16 protein-coding genes are annotated in these 17,314 nt (G+C 70.7%); 9 read left to right on the top strand and 7 right to left on the bottom strand.

The annotated features are described in order from the left end of the window. Nucleotides 1-4: 4 nt before the first annotated feature. A complete protein-coding gene (locus ACGFW5_RS00080; RefSeq protein ID WP_393831858.1) occupies nt 5-271 on the bottom strand; it encodes a protealysin inhibitor emfourin in 267 nt (88 codons plus the stop codon). A gap of 497 nt (nt 272-768) precedes the next feature. Between ACGFW5_RS00080 and ACGFW5_RS00075 the strand changes: the two genes are divergently transcribed. The 3 genes from ACGFW5_RS00075 to ACGFW5_RS00065 all read left to right on the top strand — a co-directional run bounded on the left by ACGFW5_RS00075 (nt 769) and on the right by ACGFW5_RS00065 (nt 4,994). Beyond that, on the top strand, nt 769-1,431 hold the full coding sequence (locus tag ACGFW5_RS00075) for a hypothetical protein (RefSeq protein WP_393831857.1): 663 nt from the start codon (nt 769-771) through the stop codon (nt 1,429-1,431). A 481-nt stretch (nt 1,432-1,912) separates the two neighbouring features. Then, nucleotides 1,913-3,679 carry a 2-isopropylmalate synthase gene (leuA, locus tag ACGFW5_RS00070; protein WP_393831856.1) on the top strand — a complete coding sequence of 589 codons (1,767 nt, stop codon included), beginning with the start codon at nt 1,913-1,915 and terminating at the stop codon, nt 3,677-3,679. A 568-nt stretch (nt 3,680-4,247) separates the two neighbouring features. Continuing rightward, complete coding sequence (locus tag ACGFW5_RS00065) at nt 4,248-4,994, top strand: TerB family tellurite resistance protein (protein ID WP_393831855.1); 747 nt, start codon at nt 4,248-4,250, stop codon at nt 4,992-4,994. A gap of 144 nt (nt 4,995-5,138) precedes the next feature. On the opposite strand, the gene ACGFW5_RS00060 is transcribed toward ACGFW5_RS00065, so the two are convergent. Then, complete coding sequence (locus ACGFW5_RS00060; protein WP_393831854.1) at nt 5,139-5,846, bottom strand: hypothetical protein; 708 nt, start codon at nt 5,844-5,846, stop codon at nt 5,139-5,141. Between the two features lie 342 nt (nt 5,847-6,188). On the opposite strand from ACGFW5_RS00060, the gene recO reads away from it, so the two are divergent. Beyond that, nucleotides 6,189-6,938 carry a DNA repair protein RecO gene (recO, locus tag ACGFW5_RS00055; protein ID WP_393831853.1) on the top strand — a complete coding sequence of 250 codons (750 nt, stop codon included), beginning with the start codon at nt 6,189-6,191 and terminating at the stop codon, nt 6,936-6,938. 73 nt (nt 6,939-7,011) lie between these two features. Further along, complete coding sequence (locus ACGFW5_RS00050) at nt 7,012-7,860, top strand: isoprenyl transferase (protein ID WP_393831852.1); 849 nt, start codon at nt 7,012-7,014, stop codon at nt 7,858-7,860. Nucleotides 7,861-8,277: 417 nt separating this feature from the next. Here ACGFW5_RS00050 and ACGFW5_RS00045 read toward each other — a convergent pair whose 3' ends face one another. The 4 genes from ACGFW5_RS00045 to ACGFW5_RS00030 are packed head-to-tail and all read right to left on the bottom strand — an operon-like array spanning nt 8,278 to nt 11,487. Continuing rightward, nucleotides 8,278-8,715, bottom strand: coding sequence for a Fur family transcriptional regulator (locus tag ACGFW5_RS00045; protein ID WP_393831851.1), 438 nt, complete (start codon nt 8,713-8,715; stop codon nt 8,278-8,280). A gap of 59 nt (nt 8,716-8,774) precedes the next feature. Further along, complete coding sequence (locus tag ACGFW5_RS00040) at nt 8,775-9,677, bottom strand: metal ABC transporter permease (protein ID WP_393832330.1); 903 nt, start codon at nt 9,675-9,677, stop codon at nt 8,775-8,777. Nucleotides 9,678-9,682: 5 nt separating this feature from the next. Further along, nucleotides 9,683-10,441: a metal ABC transporter ATP-binding protein gene (locus ACGFW5_RS00035; RefSeq protein WP_393832329.1), complete on the bottom strand. Its 759-nt coding sequence runs from the start codon at nt 10,439-10,441 to the stop codon at nt 9,683-9,685. A 32-nt stretch (nt 10,442-10,473) separates the two neighbouring features. Beyond that, the gene (locus ACGFW5_RS00030; RefSeq protein WP_393831850.1) at nt 10,474-11,487 is read right to left on the bottom strand and encodes a metal ABC transporter substrate-binding protein; all 1,014 of its coding nucleotides are present in this window, start codon (nt 11,485-11,487) and stop codon (nt 10,474-10,476) included. Nucleotides 11,488-11,764: 277 nt separating this feature from the next. Between ACGFW5_RS00030 and ACGFW5_RS00025 the strand changes: the two genes are divergently transcribed. Further along, nucleotides 11,765-13,147, top strand: coding sequence for a glycine--tRNA ligase (locus ACGFW5_RS00025; protein ID WP_393831849.1), 1,383 nt, complete (start codon nt 11,765-11,767; stop codon nt 13,145-13,147). A gap of 282 nt (nt 13,148-13,429) precedes the next feature. Here the strand turns inward: ACGFW5_RS00025 and ACGFW5_RS00020 are convergent, their stop codons facing one another. Next, nucleotides 13,430-13,864: a hypothetical protein gene (locus tag ACGFW5_RS00020; RefSeq protein ID WP_393831848.1), complete on the bottom strand. Its 435-nt coding sequence runs from the start codon at nt 13,862-13,864 to the stop codon at nt 13,430-13,432. 177 nt (nt 13,865-14,041) lie between these two features. Here ACGFW5_RS00020 and ACGFW5_RS00015 point away from each other — a divergent pair, with 177 nt between their 5' ends. From ACGFW5_RS00015 to ACGFW5_RS00005, 3 genes are all read left to right on the top strand, one after another. Continuing rightward, nucleotides 14,042-15,289: a sensor histidine kinase gene (locus tag ACGFW5_RS00015; RefSeq protein ID WP_393831847.1), complete on the top strand. Its 1,248-nt coding sequence runs from the start codon at nt 14,042-14,044 to the stop codon at nt 15,287-15,289. Continuing rightward, nucleotides 15,277-15,933 (top strand): response regulator, encoded by a 657-nt coding sequence (locus ACGFW5_RS00010; protein ID WP_393831846.1) that lies wholly within the window; start codon nt 15,277-15,279, stop codon nt 15,931-15,933. The genes ACGFW5_RS00015 and ACGFW5_RS00010 overlap by 13 nt, the downstream gene beginning before the upstream one ends. A gap of 380 nt (nt 15,934-16,313) precedes the next feature. Next, the gene (locus ACGFW5_RS00005) at nt 16,314-17,087 is read left to right on the top strand and encodes a DUF4097 family beta strand repeat-containing protein (protein ID WP_393831845.1); all 774 of its coding nucleotides are present in this window, start codon (nt 16,314-16,316) and stop codon (nt 17,085-17,087) included. Nucleotides 17,088-17,314: the final 227 nt, after the last annotated feature.

The raw sequence follows: 17,314 nt of genomic DNA, 5'->3' as shown, positions 1-17,314 counted from the left end.
CGCTTTACGCCCCTTCCTTCAACGCCCTTGAAATCAGCTCCCGTTGGGCGTCGGTCAGGCAGGGATCGGCGCAGTGCACCGTCCGCCCGTCGACAGTGATGGTGTAGTGGAAACCGTCCGGCACCCCGGGCGCCGGCTCGCTGCGCCCCTCCTCGAACGCCGCCTCCGCCAGCGCGTGCCACGTGGCGGCATCGGGCAGCCCCGTAGTGTCGATCTCGGCCCGGCGCTCGATACCGGCGAACCCTCCTGAACGGCAAACCTGAATACGCATGGCCCCTGTCTAGCAGCCGCGGCAGGGCGCGTCAGCGGGTCCGGTCCGGGAGGCCGAAACCGGAGCCCCCACGCGCGAAACGCAGGCGCCACCAGGCCGACCCCCGCCCGGTGGGCAGGCCTCACGACACCCGCCCCCACCCGCACAGGCGGCACGAGGCCGGGCGCCCGCGTCACCGGTCCCCACCCGCGAAGGCGGCACGAGGCCGGGGGACGCACGGCGACACCGGGCCCTTCACCACCGACCGATACTCCGCGCCGTCGCCGTCGCCGTCGCCGTCGCCGTCGCCGTCGCGAGCCCGCGCCGCAGCCACCGTGCGGCGGGGGTAGCCCCTGAACGGCCTTTGGCGACATTGATCTTCAACTATGTTGCTGACGGTATGCATGCCAAGGTCGTCGACAAGGAATGGATTCAGGTTCGCCCGACCCATGAAGAGGGTGTGCATCCGCCTCTCGTCGTTCTTGGCGCCATGCCGCACAATGGTCCCTATTGAGGAAATGGTCGATGTGAAGCCCTTCCCCGTGTCGCTGTTCTCGGACGGCCCGGCGCTACGCATTCTCGACATCGCGATCGCGGTACAGGAGTCCGGAGGTGAGCTCTCCCTCGACCTTGAGATTCAGCGTTACATCCGCCTCGTTCGCAATGATGTGACCGCCGACTGGAACTGTTCTGTGTATGCGGCCGCAGGCGTGTTGACATTCGTCGCCGACTCCGTGGAGTCCCACGGCGGCCTGTCCGATTTTCCTCCAGAGTTCAGGGAGAAGACGAAGCGGGCGTGTGGCGACATGGAACCTGTCGAGTATGTGCGTACGCTCGCCGAAATCGTGCTGATCCTCAACCGGCAGCCTACGCTGGAGTACAGCGAACTTCCCGTGGCGGGCTGGGAGTTCCTTCGCATGTTTCGTTACTTTTTCGGGCTGCATGCAATTCTCATGGACGACGGTGATCGGGAATTCGATGAAATTGTTGCCGATGTCGTGTCGGCGGAACATCCCTATTGCCATGACATAGCCTTGGCGTACACCATCGAGGCGCAGCGTGCGATGGTTCTCTATCCGGGTGAGGGCGGGCTCAGCGCGCACCTTTCTTGGGCGACACGGGATGCCCTCCTGGAACTCATCGACACCGTGAACGACCACATGCGGCGAGAGCACTCGTGACTGTCCACCCGCATCACTCCGCGTCCTGCCCCGACCGCGAACCGGCGATGATGCTCACGGGACGCGACCCCGTCGACGTGCGGGCGGCGCGTGATTCTCGGGCGGGGCGCGTGATTCTCAGGCGGGGCGCGGAGAGCCCGCACGGCTTCGTCGTGCGGCTGCGCATGTGCGCTCACATGGGGCTGAGTGGTCATGCGGCGGGTGCGGTCGTGGCGGTGCCATGCGGGCCAGGGCGGGGTGAAGCCGTGGCCATGGCATTCGTCACTTTTGGGGTGGTTTGACTTCTGCGTCCCGCATACTGATACGGGTCCGGCGCTCGCGTCGGGCCTCGGCTAGGCTGCGGCATCATGCGTATCGGGCTGCTTCTCCTTAGCTGCCGCGGCGAGGGCCTGTAGTCGTAGGCCGACCCCCTCCCCGCGGGATCTGGTGTTGCGCTCGACAGTCGGCCGTCCCTCTCTTTACTTTCGAGGAGCCGCACGCCATGTCCCAGCCCGTTGGCCGCCCCACCCCCGTCACCAACGCCACCCAGGCGCAGAAGCCGTCCGGGATGCCGATCCACAAGTACGGTCAGTACGACGCCGTGGACATCCCCGACCGCACCTGGCCGAACGGCCGGATCACCAAGGCCCCGCGCTGGCTGTCGACCGACCTGCGGGACGGCAACCAGGCGCTGATCGACCCGATGAGCCCGGCCCGCAAGCGCGAGATGTTCGACCTGCTGGTGCGCATGGGCTACAAGGAGATCGAGGTCGGCTTCCCCTCCTCCGGCGAGACCGACTTCGCCTTCGTACGCTCCATCATCGAAGAGGGCGCCATCCCCGAGGACGTGACGATCTCCGTCCTGACCCAGGCCCGCGAAGAGCTGATCGAGCGCACCGTGGAGTCCCTGCGCGGCGCCCACCGCGCCACCGTCCACCTGTACAACGCGACCGCCCCCACCTTCCGGCGCGTCGTCTTCCGCGGCACCAAGGAGCAGGTCAAGCAGATCGCCGTGGACGGCACCCGGCTGGTCATGGAGTACGCGGACAAGATCCTGGGCGACGAGACGATCTTCGGCTACCAGTACTCGCCGGAGATCTTCACCGACACCGAGCTGGACTTCGCCCTGGAGGTCTGCGAGGCGGTGTGCGACGTCTGGCAGCCCGAGGCGGGACGCGAGATCATCCTCAACCTGCCTGCCACGGTGGAGCGTTCGACCCCGTCCACGCACGCGGACCGCTTCGAGTGGATGAGCCGCAACCTGACCCGCCGCGAGCACGTGTGCCTGTCCGTGCACCCCCACAACGACCGCGGCACGGCCGTGGCCGCCGCCGAGCTGGCCATCATGGCCGGCGCCGACCGCATCGAGGGCTGCCTGTTCGGCCAGGGCGAGCGCACCGGCAACGTCGACCTGGTCACCCTGGGCATGAACCTGTTCAGCCAGGGCGTCGACCCGCAGATCGACTTCTCGCAGATCGACGAGATCCGCCGCACCTCGGAGTACTGCAACCAGATGGAGGTCCACCCGCGCCACCCCTACGCGGGCGATCTGGTCTACACCGCCTTCTCCGGCTCCCACCAGGACGCCATCAAGAAGGGCTTCGACGCGATGGAGGCGGACGCGGCCGCCGCGGGCAAGACGGTGGACGACATCGAGTGGGCGGTGCCGTACCTGCCCATCGACCCCAAGGACGTCGGCCGCTCCTACGAGGCCGTCATCCGCGTCAACTCGCAGTCCGGCAAGGGCGGCATCGCCTACGTCCTGAAGAACGACCACAAGCTGGACCTGCCGCGCCGGATGCAGATCGAGTTCTCGAAGATCATCCAGCAGAAGACGGACTCCGAGGGCGGCGAGGTCACCCCCGCCGCGATCTGGTCGGCCTTCCAGGACGAGTACCTGCCCAACCCCGAGAACCCTGCGGCTCGTTGGGGACGCATCCAGCTGCGTTCGGGCCAGACGACCACGGACACGGACGGCCGCGACACCCTGACGGTCGAGGCGGTCGTGGACGGCGTCGACACGGTGCTGACCGGCACCGGCAACGGTCCGATCTCGGCCTTCTTCGAGGCGCTGGCCGCGACGGGTGTCGACGCGCGGCTGCTGGACTACCAGGAGCACACGATGAGCGAGGGGGCGTCCGCGCAGGCCGCGTCGTACATCGAGTGTGCGATTGACGGCGTTGTGCTGTGGGGGATCGGGATCGATGCGAATACGACTCGGGCGTCGTTGAAGGCGGTCATCTCCGCGGTCAACCGCGCGGCCCGCTAGCCCCGGGCCCCCCTGGCCCGTCGGCCCCCGGCCCCTCCGGCCTGCTGGCCCCCGGCCCCCTGGCCCGTCGTACGGCGCCGGTACCGCCCCGCTCGGGCGAGCCCGGCGCCGTTCCGCGTCTCGCCGCGGGTGCGTCCCGTTCGCGCAGTTCCCCGCGCCCCTGGCTACTCGGTGCAGGCCTGCACGGGCATCCTCGGCCCTGGGTGGGGCGGCCCCCGGGGTCTGGGGCTCCGCCCCGGGGCCCCGGCTTTCGGGTGCGGACCGTGGTGGGGCACCCGCGCAGTTCCCCGCGCCCCTGTAGGGCGCCCGGGGTCGCAGGGCGCGGGCCCCCGTAGGGCACCCGGTGCCGGGTGGAGCCCGCCGGAGGTCCGTTCTCGCCCCCGTAGGGCGCCCGGGGTCGCAGGGCGCGCCCCACGTGTAGGGCGCCCGGTGCAGGGTGGAGCCCCGGGGGGTCGGGAATTGGCCAATCGGCGGGTGTTCCTTCTTCCGGGGTGCTGACGCCACATCACGGATGTGGCTAACATCACGTCAACGCGGCAACGTTGCCGGAGCGTTACGGAGGTGCGCGGTGCGGCCAGCACAGGGACAGAACGGTACGAACCTGAGCACCGGGACGAGCCCCGGCGCCCGCCTCCGTCTGCGCCCCCGACTCTGGTCGACCCGCACGCAGTGGCACACCGTCGGTGACGGAGAGTTCTTCTGCCCCGACTGCGGAGGCGACCGCAACTACCAGCGCCGCACCGGCCGCAGGCGCCTCGCGATCCTCGGCGTCCCGCTCGTCACCCGCGGCGCCGCGGGCCCCGTCGTCGAGTGCGCCGCCTGCCTGGGCCACTTCGGCACGGAAACCCTGGACCACCCCACCACGACCCGTTTCTCCGCGATGCTCCGCGACGCCGTGCACACCGTCGCCCTCGCCGTCCTCGCGGCGGGCGGCACCTCGTCCCGTACGGTCACCGGCACCGCCGTCGCCACGGTCAGGGCCGCCGGGTTCGAGGACTGCACGGAGGAACAGCTGATCGCCCTCATCGAGGCGCTGGCCGCCGACACCGGGCGCTTTGTCAGCGACCCCGTCGAGGACACCGACCCCTGCGGCGCCGCGCTCGCCATCGAACTCCACGAGGCGCTGGAACCGCTGGCCCCGCACCTGGCCCCCGCGGGCCGCGAGTCCATCCTGCTCCAGGGCGCGCGCATCGCACTCGCGGACGGCCCGTACAGCCCGGCCGAACGCGAAGTGCTCAGCATCGTGGGCGGCGCGCTCTCGCTCTGCGCGGACGACACCGCCCGGCTGCTCGCAGCGGCCCGCACACCGTCCTGAGGGAACCGGCCGTCAGCCCGTGAGCTCGTCCTTGCGGCCCGCCCTACAGGCGCGCCCGGCCAAAGGGGGAGCCCGCCAAGAGGTCAGCGATACGGGGGAGGCGGACGGCGAAGGCGTCAACTGCCGCCCGGGGTCGCGCGGGGCTCAGTCCTGGCCGGGGGTGGCGGGCTCGTCGGTCGGCTCGATCAGGGAGTCCTGCGACGGCCGCGCCTTGGCGGCCCCCTTGGCGGGGTCCGAAGCGGCAGGCAGGGGCGCCAGCACGGCGCCGTTCCAGCGCAGGGTGGTGACGGACTGCCGGTCGCGTCCCCCCGCCGGCTCGGTGACGACCAGATCGGTTCCCAGCGTCTCGGCGCTCATCCCGGGCCGCCCCGCGTATTCGAGCACCGCGTGGGCCTGCTCGCCGACCGCGGTGTACACCCACAGGATGGTGCGGCCCAAGTCGTCGTAGGCCAGGACGAGTTCACGTCGTCCGTCACCGGTGAGATCGGCGTACGCGGGCGGCCGCAGCCGGCATGCGGAACCGTCCGGGCACTCCTTGAGGCCGGCCTGCACCGCCCGGTCGGTGGTGGGGTCGGCGCCCAGCAGCCGCGCCCCGTCGACCCGCGCCAGATCCCCCTCCGGCACGGTCACCCCCGGCACCGGCCCGCGCGCGCGAAAGCCCTGACCGGGCTTGGCGGGGGCGGCCGATGCGGTGTGGTCGGGCCACAGCGGCGAGGCGGTCACCGACGCGGAGGGCGCGGTCGCGGGCCCGTCGTCCCGCACCCCCTCACCCGCCGAGCACCCCGCGAGCGCCAGCACGGCAAACGCACAGCCCGCCGCGCGAGCACGGCGGCCGGTCGTGGGCAGCGGCATTCCGGTCCGTCCAGGGGAGTGGGAGCATCGACGCACGGACAGCGACCCGTGCTCGCGCAATGGTGCCCCATCGCGCTGTGCGAACGCCGTGAACGCCACCACCCCGACCCGCCCACCGCCGAAGCCCACCCCGCGAAGGCTTGAACGACAAGGGCGGCGAGCCCGGCGTGATCCGCGCCACTACGAACCGACCGCGCCGCCCGCCGACCAGAACCCGGACCGCACCCGAGGCATCAACTCCTCCGCCTTCGGCCCACCGGGATCCGGGCAGCACGAGTACCGCTCCTCACCCGATCCGGGCCCTCGCACCGACCCGGGCGGCCCGTGCAGGACAATGGGCGCATGAGTCTGTTCCGTGATGACGGCATCGTCCTGCGCACCCAGAAGCTGGGCGAGGCGGACCGCATCATCACGCTGCTCACCCGCGGGCACGGCCGGGTGCGGGCCGTGGCCCGGGGTGTGCGGCGGACCAAGTCCAAGTTCGGGGCGCGGCTCGAACCGTTCAGCCACGTCGACGTGCAGTTCTTCGCCCGCGGCAGCGAACTCGTCGGCCGCGGGCTCCCGCTGTGCACCCAGAGTGAGACCATCGCTCCGTACGGTGGCGGCATCGTCACGGACTACGCCCGCTACACCGCCGGCACGGCCATGCTGGAGACGGCAGAACGGTTCACCGACAACGAGGGCGAACCGGCCGTGCAGCAGTACCTGCTCCTGGTCGGCGCGCTGCGCACCCTCGCCCGCGGCGAACACGCCCCCCACCTCGTCCTCGACGCCTTCCTGCTGCGCTCCCTCGCCGTCAACGGCTACGCGCCGAGCTTCGAGGACTGCGCGAAGTGCGGCATCCACGGACCCAACCGGTTCTTCTCCGTGGCGGGCGGCGGCGTGGTGTGCGGTGACTGCCGCGTGCCCGGCAGCGTCGTACCCTCTGCGGAGGCCGTCGGACTGCTCAGCGCGCTGCTCACGGGGGACTGGGAGACGGCGGACGCGAGCGAACCGAGGCACGTGCGGGAGGGCAGCGGGCTCGTATCGGCCTATCTGCACTGGCACTTGGAGCGCGGCCTGCGCTCCTTGCGGTACGTAGAGAAGAACTGAGCAGCAGAGCAGAGCAGTAGCGCAGCAGCGCAGTACCAGAGCAGCACCAGAGCATCTAGGGAGAGAGCTCCACATGGCAGTACGCGGAATCCTGGGCGGGCGGTCCCGGCGCGACTACAAGACCCCCGAGCCGCACCCCTCGGGCGCGGTCCCGCCGAAGATCCCGGCCGAGCTGGTGCCCAACCACGTCGCCTGCGTCATGGACGGCAACGGCCGCTGGGCCAAGGAGCGCGGTCTGCCCCGCACCGAGGGCCACAAGGTCGGCGAGGGCGTCGTCCTCGACGTACTCAAGGGCTGCCTGGAGATGGGCGTCAAGAACCTGTCCCTGTACGCCTTCTCCACCGAGAACTGGAAGCGCTCGCCCGACGAGGTCCGCTTCCTGATGAACTTCAACCGCGACGTCATCCGGCGCCGCCGCGACGAGATGAACGAGCTCGGCATCCGCATCCGCTGGGTGGGCCGCATGCCCAAGATGTGGAAGTCCGTCGTCCAGGAGCTCCAGATCGCGCAGGAGCAGACCGTCGACAACGACGCGATGACGCTGTACTTCTGCGTCAACTACGGCGGGCGCGCCGAGCTCGCGGACGCGGCGCAGGGCATCGCGCGGGACGTCGCGGCGGGCAGGCTCGACCCGTCGAAGGTCAACGAGAAGACCTTCGCGAAGTACCTGTACTATCCCGACATGCCGGACGTCGACCTGTTCCTGCGGCCCAGTGGCGAGCAGCGCACCTCCAACTACCTGATCTGGCAGTCGAGTTACGCCGAGATGGTGTTCCAGGACGTGCTCTGGCCCGACTTCGACCGGCGTGACCTGTGGCGGGCCTGCCTGGAGTTCGCCTCCCGCGACCGGCGGTTCGGGGGCGCCATCCCCAACGAGGCGCTGGCCGCCCTGGACAAGTCGGGCGACCTCCCGCGGCAGTGAGCCCCCGCGACGCGCCGAAGGGCGGGTTGGGGGCGCGGGGAACTGCGCGACCAGCCACGCACGGTCCGCAGATGGATGCGGGTTCAGGGGGCGCGGGGGACCTTGTACGGTCCGAGCCGAAGGGCGGGTTGGGGGCGCGGGGAACTGCGCGACCAGCCACGCACGGTCCGCAGATGGATGCGGGTTCAGGGGCGCGGGGGACCTCGTACGGTCCGAGCCGAAGAGCGGGGTTGGGGGCGCGGGGAACTGCGCGAACGGCCCCTGCGGTCCGCAGACGAAAGCGGGTTCAGGGGCGCGGGGAACTGCGCGACCAGCCACGCACGATCCGAGGGCGGAAGGGGAGCGCCCCGCGCGCAACGGCGCCGGCCCCGGCCGGGCGGGGCTGGGCCCGGCCCGGCGGGGGCGGCGGGGCCGGGGCTAGGGGGCCGGAGAGGCGGCACACGCCTCACACGTGCCGAAGATCTCGACCGTGTGGGCCACGTTCACATACCCGTGCTGGGACGCGATCGACTCCGCCCACTTCTCGACGGCCGGCCCCTCCACCTCCACCGCCCTGCCGCACACCCGGCACACCAGATGGTGATGGTGGTCGCCGGAGGAACAGCGCCGGTACACCGACTCCCCGTCGCTGGTGCGCAGCACATCCACCTCGCCCGCGTCCGCGAGGGACTGCAGCGTGCGGTAGACGGTGGTCAGGCCCACCGAGTCACCCCGGTGCTTGAGCATGTCGTGCAGTTCCTGCGCGCTGCGGAACTCGTCGACCTCGTCCAGCGCCGCCGCCACCGCGGCACGCTGCCGGGTCGACCGGCCTCGTACGGGGGCGGTATTCGACCCGCCGAGCGGCGCTGTCGTCACAGGTGCCTCCAAGCCTTGACCCGTACAAACTGTCCTGCGGCCATTGTGCCAGCTCCGGCTCAGGCCGTGACCTCGCCGGCCTGAGGCTTTGCGGGCGCGGGCACGTCGAGACCGCACTCGCCCTCGGCCGGCGCGGCCGCCCGCACCCGGGCCCGCCGCTTGGCCAGGGGCGTCGCGAGCGCGGTCAGGACGATGAAGATCGCGATCGTGAACAGGACGATGACGGCGCCGGGCGGCACGTCCTCGTAGTACGTGACGACCGTTCCGCTCAGCGTCACCGTCACCCCGATCGCGACCGCGATCGCGAAGGTCCAGGCGAAACTGCGGGACAGCTGCTGGGCGGCCGCGACCGGCACCACCATCAGGGCGGAGACCAGGAGCAGACCCACGACCCGCATCGCGACGGTGACCGTGACCGCGGCCGTGACCGCCGTCAGGAGGTTCAGGGCGCGCACCGGCAGACCCGTCACACGTGCGAATTCCTCGTCCTGGCTCACCGCGAACAGCTGGCGGCGCAGGCCGACGGTCACCGCGAGGACGAATGCCGCCAGGATGCTGATGGCCCATACGTCGGACTGCGAGACCGTCGCCAGTGAGCCGAAGAGGTAGGAGTTGAGGTTGGCGGTCGAGCCGCCCGGCGCCAGGTTGATGAAGAGCACACCGCCCGCCATGCCCCCGTAGAAGAGCATCGCGAGGGCGATGTCACCGCGCGTCTTGCCGTACCAGCGGATCAGTTCCATGGTGACGGCGCCGAGCACGGAGATCAGCGTGGCCATCCACACCGGTGAGGTGGAGAGCAGGAAGCCGAGGCCGACGCCGGTCATCGCGACGTGCCCGATGCCGTCGCCCATCAGGGCCTGGCGGCGCTGGACGAGGTAGATCCCGACGGCCGGCGCGGTGATGCCGACGAGGGCCGCGGCGAACAACGCCCGCTGCATGAAAGGAGAGGTGAGGAGTTCCATCATGATCAGGTCAGCAGTCCCGTGCGTACCGGCTCGGCGGCCGTGTGCGGATGTACGTGGTCGTGGCCGGGCAGGGCGTGCTGGCCGACCGCTCTCGGGGGTGGTCCGTCGTGCACGACGCAGCCGTCACGCAGCACCACCGCCCGGTCGATCAGCGGCTCCAGCGGCCCCAGTTCGTGCAGGACGAGCAGGACCGAGGCGCCGGCGGCGACCTGTTCGCGCAGGGTGGCCGCGAGGATTTCCTGGCTCTCGATGTCGACGCCCGCCATGGGCTCGTCCATGATCAGAAGTTCTGGTTCGGCCGCCAACGCCCGAGCGATCAGGACGCGTTGGTGCTGCCCGCCGGAGAGGGCGTCCACGGAGTCCCTGGCGCGGTCGGCGAGGCCGACCGCGGCGATCGCCCGGTCGACGGCCTCGCGGTCGGCCCGGCGCAGCAGCCCGAAGCGGGTCCGCGACAGACGGCCGGTGGAGACGACCTCGCGGATCGTGGCGGGCACCCCGCCCGCGGCCGTGGTGCGCTGCGGTACGTAGCCGACCCGCCCCCAGTCGCGAAAACGCCGGCGCGGGGTGCCGAAGATCTCGACGGAGCCGCCGCTGAGCGGCACCTGGCCGATGATCGTGCGGATGGCGGTGGACTTGCCCGAGCCGTTCGCGCCGAGCAGGGCCACCACCTCGCCGCTGCCCACGGCCAGGTCGATGCCGCGCAGGACGGGACGCGAGCCGAGTTCGGCGGTCACCTTGGTGAGCGATATGACGGGCGCCATGTTGGATGCCTCCAAAGCGGTGGGGAGGGTGGTCACTTGGCGCTCAGCGCCGTCTTCAGGGCGGCCAGGTTGGAGCGCATCACCGAGAAGTAGTCGGTGCCTCTGGACTTGTGGGTGATGCCTTCGAGGGGGTCGAGCACATCGGTCCTGAGTGAGGTGTCCGACGCGAGGGTCTTGGCGGTCTTGCCGCTGACCAGCGTCTCGTAGAAGACGGTCGTGACGCCGTCGGCCTTCGCCATCTTCTGGAGGTCCTTGATCCGGGCCGGGCTCGGCTCGGAGTCGGGGTCGAGGCCGTTGATGGCCTCCTCGGTCAGCCCGTAGCGCTCGGCGAGGTAGCCGAAGGCCGCGTGGGTGGTGAGGAAGACCCGTGAGGTGAGGGCCGTGGAGTTCTTCAGGGCGGCCGCGTACTCCTGGTCGAGGACGTGGAGCTTGCCCACCAGGGTGTCGGTGTTCGTGCGGTAGTCCGCGGCGTGCGCCGGATCGGCCTTGGCGAGGGCGGCGCCGACGCCCCGGGCGACTTCGGCGTACTTCACCGGGTCGAGCCAGATGTGCGGGTCGTCGCCGGCCTCGGAGTGGTGGTGGCGGTGGCCGCCGTGGTCGCCGTCGTCCTCCCCGGCCTCTTCGCCGGAGGTGTGGTCGTGGGCCGCGGCGTGGCCGCCCACTTCGTTGCCGTGCTTCTCCATCGAGGTGAGCGTCGAGGCGTCGATCTTCGTCTTGACGTCGGCCTGCTTGACTGCCGCGTCCACGGCGGGCTGGAGGCCCTTGAGGTAGACGACGGCGTCGGCGTCGTTGAGCCTGGCGGTCTGGTGGGCGCTGATCTCCAGGTCGTGCGGCTCGACGCCCGGCTTGGTCAGGCCGGCGACCGAGACGTGGTCGCCGCCTATCTGCTCGGTCAGGAATTGCAGCGGGTAGAACGACGCCACCACGTCAAGCCTGCCGTCCTTCCTGGCCCCGGCCACGCTCGAACCGCAGGCGGTGAGGGCGGTGAGGCCGAGGAGCGCGGCGCAGGAGAGCGCGGCCGCAGGTATGAGGCGTCGTACGTTCATGACATCCATTTTCAACAAAGATGGAAACGATTGTCAATAATCAGTACGGGGGACCCCCTGGGAGTCAGTACGTCCGACCCCGGGAAGCGGCACGCGGGACCCCGGGGTATCGGCGTGCATCGGCACGCGCGACCCCGCGAAGCAGCGCCGGGGCCCCGGGGCCGACCCCTGCGCGAGGCCCCGCCCGGCAACCGATTTGATAGAGGGGGTGCGGCCGCCGGTAATCTGAAGGCTTCGCCGTTCCCCCGTTCACGTCGTCGTTAATGAAGAGAGCACCGTGGCCGCCGACAAGATCGACACCATCGTCAACCTGAGCAAGCGCCGTGGCTTCGTCTACCCGTGCAGCGAGATCTACGGAGGCCAGAAGGCCGCCTGGGACTACGGGCCGCTGGGTGTCGAGCTGAAGGAGAACCTGAAGCGCCAGTGGTGGCGCTACATGGTCACCTCGCGCGAGGACGTCGTCGGCATCGACTCGTCGGTGATCCTGGCCTCCGAGGTCTGGGAGGCATCCGGCCACGTCGCGACCTTCTCCGACCCGCTCACCGAGTGCACCTCCTGCCACAAGCGCTTCCGCGCCGACCACCTCGAAGAGGCGTACGAGGAGAAGCACGGCAAGGCCCCCGCGAACGGCCTCGCCGACCTGAACTGCCCCAACTGCGGCAACAAGGGCACCTTCACCGAGCCCAAGAGCTTCTCCGGCCTGCTCTCCACCCACCTCGGCCCCACCCAGGACACCGCCTCGGTCGCCTACCTGCGCCCCGAGACCGCCCAGGGCATCTTCACCAACTTCGGCCAGGTGCAGCAGACTTCCCGCAAGAAGCCGCCGTTCGGCATCGCGCAGATGGGCAAGTCCTTCCGCAACGAGATCACGCCGGGCAACTTCATCTTCCGCACCCGCGAGTTCGAGCAGATGGAGATGGAGTTCTTCGTCAAGCCCGGCGAGGACGAGCAGTGGCAGGAATACTGGATGGAGCAGCGCTGGAACTGGTACACCGGCCTCGGCATGCGTGAAGAGAACATGCGCTGGTACGAGCACCCGGCCGAGAAGCTGTCCCACTACTCCAAGCGCACCGCCGACATCGAGTACCGCTTCAGCTTCGGCGGCAGCGAGTGGGGCGAGCTCGAAGGCGTGGCCAACCGCACCGACTACGACCTCACCGCCCACTCCAAGGCCTCCGGCCACGACCTGGCCTACTTCGACCAGGAAGCCGGCGAGCGCTGGACGCCGTACGTCATCGAGCCCGCCGCCGGTGTCGGCCGCGCGATGCTGGCGTTCCTGCTCGACGCCTACAACGAGGACGAGGCGCCCAACGCCAAGGGCGTCATGGAAAAGCGCGCCGTGATGCGCCTCGACCCGCGTCTGGCACCCGTCAAGGTCGCCGTCCTGCCGCTGTCCCGCAACCCCCAGCTCTCCCCGAAGGCCAAGGGCCTCGCCGCCGACCTGCGGCAGAACTGGAACATCGAGTTCGACGACGCAGGCGCCATCGGCCGCCGCTACCGCCGCCAGGACGAGATCGGCACCCCGTTCTGCGTCACCGTCGACTTCGACACCCTCGACGACAACGCGGTGACCGTCCGCGAGCGCGACACCATGGCCCAAGAGCGCGTCTCCCTGGACCAGATCCAGCAGTACCTCGGCAGCCGCCTGCTCGGCTGCTAGCCACACCCTGCTGAGCGGGGCCCGCCCCGACGCCGACACGGCCCCCGCAGCACCACGAAGCCCCGGGCTCCTCCACCAAGGAACCCGGGGCTTCTGCCGTACCCCGCACGGGAGTTGAGGCTTGCGTAACTGGCCACCCGGTCACGGCTTGCGCACCTGGCCACCCCGGTCACCTTGCGCACCTGGCCACGCCAACCATGGCTTGCGCAACTGGCCACCCCGGACACGGCTTGCGCGACGGCCGGCCACGCCGGCTACGGCTTGCCCAACTGGCCACGCCAGTCACGGCTTGCGCAGCGCCACCACCGCGCACACCACCGCCATCGGCAACTCCGCCACGAGCGCCAGCGCCACAGCCGTCGCGAGCTCACCGCCCGGCGCCGCCGTCGTCACATCGAACCAGGCATCCACCACCAGCAGCGCCGCCGTCGCCGCGGCGATCTGGCAGGCACGCGGATCCTTCCGCCTCAGCAGAACGCCCGTACCGCTCAGACCCAGCGCCAACAACGCGTCCAGACCCACCCACGCCGTCGACCAGTTGGAAACCTGCGTGGTCTGCGGCAGCGTCTTGGCCAGCACCACCATCCACGGCACCAACGCCACCCCGGCCCCCGTCAGGACCGTGGCGAGCCGCGGCCGACGGCCCAGCACACCCGACGTGCCCACCACCGTGCGGGACATGCGGGACGTACGTACCTGAGGGGCGACGAAAGTCATGGCGGCAAGCTCCTTCCGGCCCGGCGGACCCCCCGCCCGAGCACAGCCACCACACTCCCCGCTCAGGCCGCCCCGATCAGTAACGCGACCGTCCGAACCCGAGGTGGTGCTGGCTCCACCCCCGCCCGGGCAGCACCATGATGGTGACCCTCTGACCAGCCCATCTACGCTGTGCCCATGGCGAATTCCGGCCCGCTGCGGCGCGCGTACCACTGGACCACCGCGCACGCGCCGTGGTCGGCGTGGGCCTGGCGCAACACCGCCCTCGCGGCCGCGGCCATCCCCGTCGCCCTGCCCGCGCTGCTCGCCCTCACCTACACCGCCCTCCACCCCGGAAGCATTTTCAAGACACTCGCGACCCTGCTCGCCCTGTCCGCGCCCCTCACCACACTCCAGCGCAGCCGCTTCTGGTCACTCACCAGCCACCACATACCCACCATCCACTGGCCCCGCCCCTGGTACCGCCGGCACGGACTGCTGCCCCGGCTGCGCGCCGAAACGACCTGGCGGCAGTACGGTTACCACCTGCTCATCTCCCCGCTCGCCGCACTCGGCGGCGCCCTCGTCGTCCTCGGCTGGGCCCTCGGCGCCTCCTTCGCCCTCGTCTTCTCCTGGGTGTGGGCACTGCCGCCGAGCGACCGGCTCACCGGCTGGACCGGCGACTACGTCGCCTTCACCATCCTCGGCGTCCTGCTGCTCATCGCCACGCCCTGGCTCGCCGCCCTCGTCACCCGGCTCGACACCCGCGCGGCCACCGTCCTGCTCGGCCCCAGCCGCGCCAAGCAACTGGAACGCCGCGTCGAAGACCTCGCCGAAAGCCGCGCCGACATCCTCGACGCCGCCGACCTGGAACGCCGCCGCATCGAACGCGACCTCCACGACGGCGCCCAACAACGCCTGGTCTCCCTCGCCATGAACCTCGGCATCGCCCGCGCCACCCTCACCGACCTGCCACCCGAAGCCCGCGCCGTCATCGACGAAGCCCACCGCGAGGCCAAGGAAGCCATCGAAGAACTCAGCAACCTCGTACGCGGGCTGCACCCCGCCGTCCTGGAGGACCGCGGCCTGGACGCCGCCATCTCCGGCATCGCCGCCCGCGCCCCCTTCCCCGTCGAACTCACCGTGGACCTGGCCCAACGCCCCACGCCCACCGTCGAGGCCGTCGCCTACTTCGTCGTCTCCGAAACCCTCGCCAACGTCGCCAAACACGCCCACGCCACGCGCTGTTCGGTCCACGTCCGGCGCCGCGCCACACTCCTGACGATCACCGTCAGCGACAACGGCGTGGGCGGCGCCGACCCGGCGGGCGGCACCGGTCTGCTCGGCCTGCGCAAACGCGTAGGGTCGGTCGACGGAACCATCAGGATCAACAGCCCCCACGGGGGCCCGACCGTCATCACTGTGGAGCTGCCGTGCGGGCTGTGATCGCCGAGGATTCGGTACTGCTGCGGATAGGACTCGTCAAAGTCCTCGAAATGGCCGGCTTCGACGTCGCCGCCGAGGCCGGGGACGCCGAGAGCCTGCTCACGGCCGTCGACACCCACCGGCCCACCCTCGCGCTCGTCGACGTGCGGATGCCACCCGGCTTCACCGACGAAGGCGTACGCGCGGCCCTGATGATCCGTCAACAATGGCCGGACACCGCCGTACTGCTCCTCTCGCAGTACGTCGAGGAACGGTACGCGGCCGACCTGCTCGCCACCCAGAGAGGCGGCATCGGCTACCTCCTCAAGCAACGGGTCGCCGACGTCGAGGAGTTCATCGACGCACTCAAGCGCGTCGCGGCAGGCGGCACCGCCCTCGACCCGCAGGTCGTCGCCCAGCTCCTGCTGCGCCGCGGCGGCGGACCCGACCCGCTGGAACGGCTCACCCCGCGCGAACGCGACGTCCTCGCGCTCATGGCGGAAGGCCGCTCCAACGCGGGCATCGCCGCCGAACTCGTCGTCGGCGAAAGCGCGGTGGCCAAACACATCAACAACATCTTCGCCAAGCTCGACCTGCCCGTCGCCGACGGAGACCACCGCCGCGTCCTGGCCGTCCTGCGCTTCCTGGACGGCGGCCCGTCATGACCACCACCGCGCACGACCAGCACGGAACGGCCGGGGTGCCCGGAAGTTCGGGGGCGTCCGGGGTGTCCGGTGGTTCGGGGGCGTCCGGCGGGTCCGGTGGGTCCGGTGGTTCGGGGGTGTCTGGCGGGTCCGGTGGGTCCGGGGTGTCTGGGGGGTCCGGAGCGTCCGGTGGTTCGGGGGTGTCTGGCGGGTCCGGTGGGTCCGGAGCGTCCGGTGGTTCGGGGGTTTCTGGCGGGTCCGGGGCGCCCGGCGGGTCCGGTGGGTCCGGTGGTTCGGGGGCGTCCGGTGCGTCCGGGGCATCGCAGGCGGCTGGAACGGCCGGGCCGCCCGGGGGGTCGGGGGGACGGCCCCACCGCCTCGCCTGGATCGCCGCCGCGATCGTGGGCGCCCTGTTCATCGTGGTGCCGCTCGCGCTCTCCCTCCTCGCCGACTCCGTCAGCAGGAGCGGCGCCTATGCCAGCCCCGACAACAACCGCCCCCATGCCGTCTCGGAGGTCGAGGTGGAATCCGGGTCCGCCCAGATCACCGTCACCCCCGGCCCCGCCGGACGCGTGACCGTGGACGGCGAACTCGGCTGGCTGCTCAAGCGGCCCAGGATCGACCGGACGTGGGAGGGCGACACCCTCAAGGTGCACACCGAGTGCGACGGCTTCGTGGACCAGTACGTCCACACCTGCCAGGTCGGACTCCACCTGACGGTCCCCGCGGGCGTCAGCCTCACCGTGCGCAGCGCATCCGGCGAGATCGACGTCCGCGATCTGACGGGACCGGTCGACCTGAGGAGCGGATCCGGCGGCATGAAGCTGCGCGGACTCAAGGGCACGGTCGCGGCAACGGTCGGCTCCGGCGAAATCGAGGCGGCCCAACTCGCTTCCCCGGAAGCCGACTTGGAAGCCGGATCCGGCACGGTGCGCGCCGAGTTCTCCACCCCGCCCCGACGGGTGAGCGCCACCGCCGGATCGGGCGCCGTCTCCCTCACGGTCCCCGACGCCACCCGCTACCAGGTCCTCGGACATTCGGACTCGGGCGGCCGGGACATCCAGAACGCACTGGTCGACAAGGCATCGGACCGCATCCTCGACGTCACGAGCGGCTCGGGATCCGTCGCAGTCGGCTACCCGGGCTGGGACCCCGACGCACACCCGGCGCACTAGCCACCCCCGGCGCACCAGAACCCTCCGGCGCACCAGAACCCCCCGGCGCCACAGGGGCCCTGAGCGCCGTACCGCCCGGGCGCGGAGGCAGGCCTCCCCGGGGAACGAAACCCGAGGACCCGAGGCGCAGCCCCTAGACGAGTCATTCCGAATGCTGACGGTGCGTCCGGGAACGCGGACAGGGCGTCCAAGATCGTTGTGTGACGAACAACCTGGACGCCCTGCTG

The organism is Streptomyces sp. NPDC048416, from assembly GCF_043200435.1.
Classification (GTDB): domain Bacteria; phylum Actinomycetota; class Actinomycetes; order Streptomycetales; family Streptomycetaceae; genus Streptomyces.
This window is presented reverse-complemented; position numbering and strand designations above follow the sequence as displayed.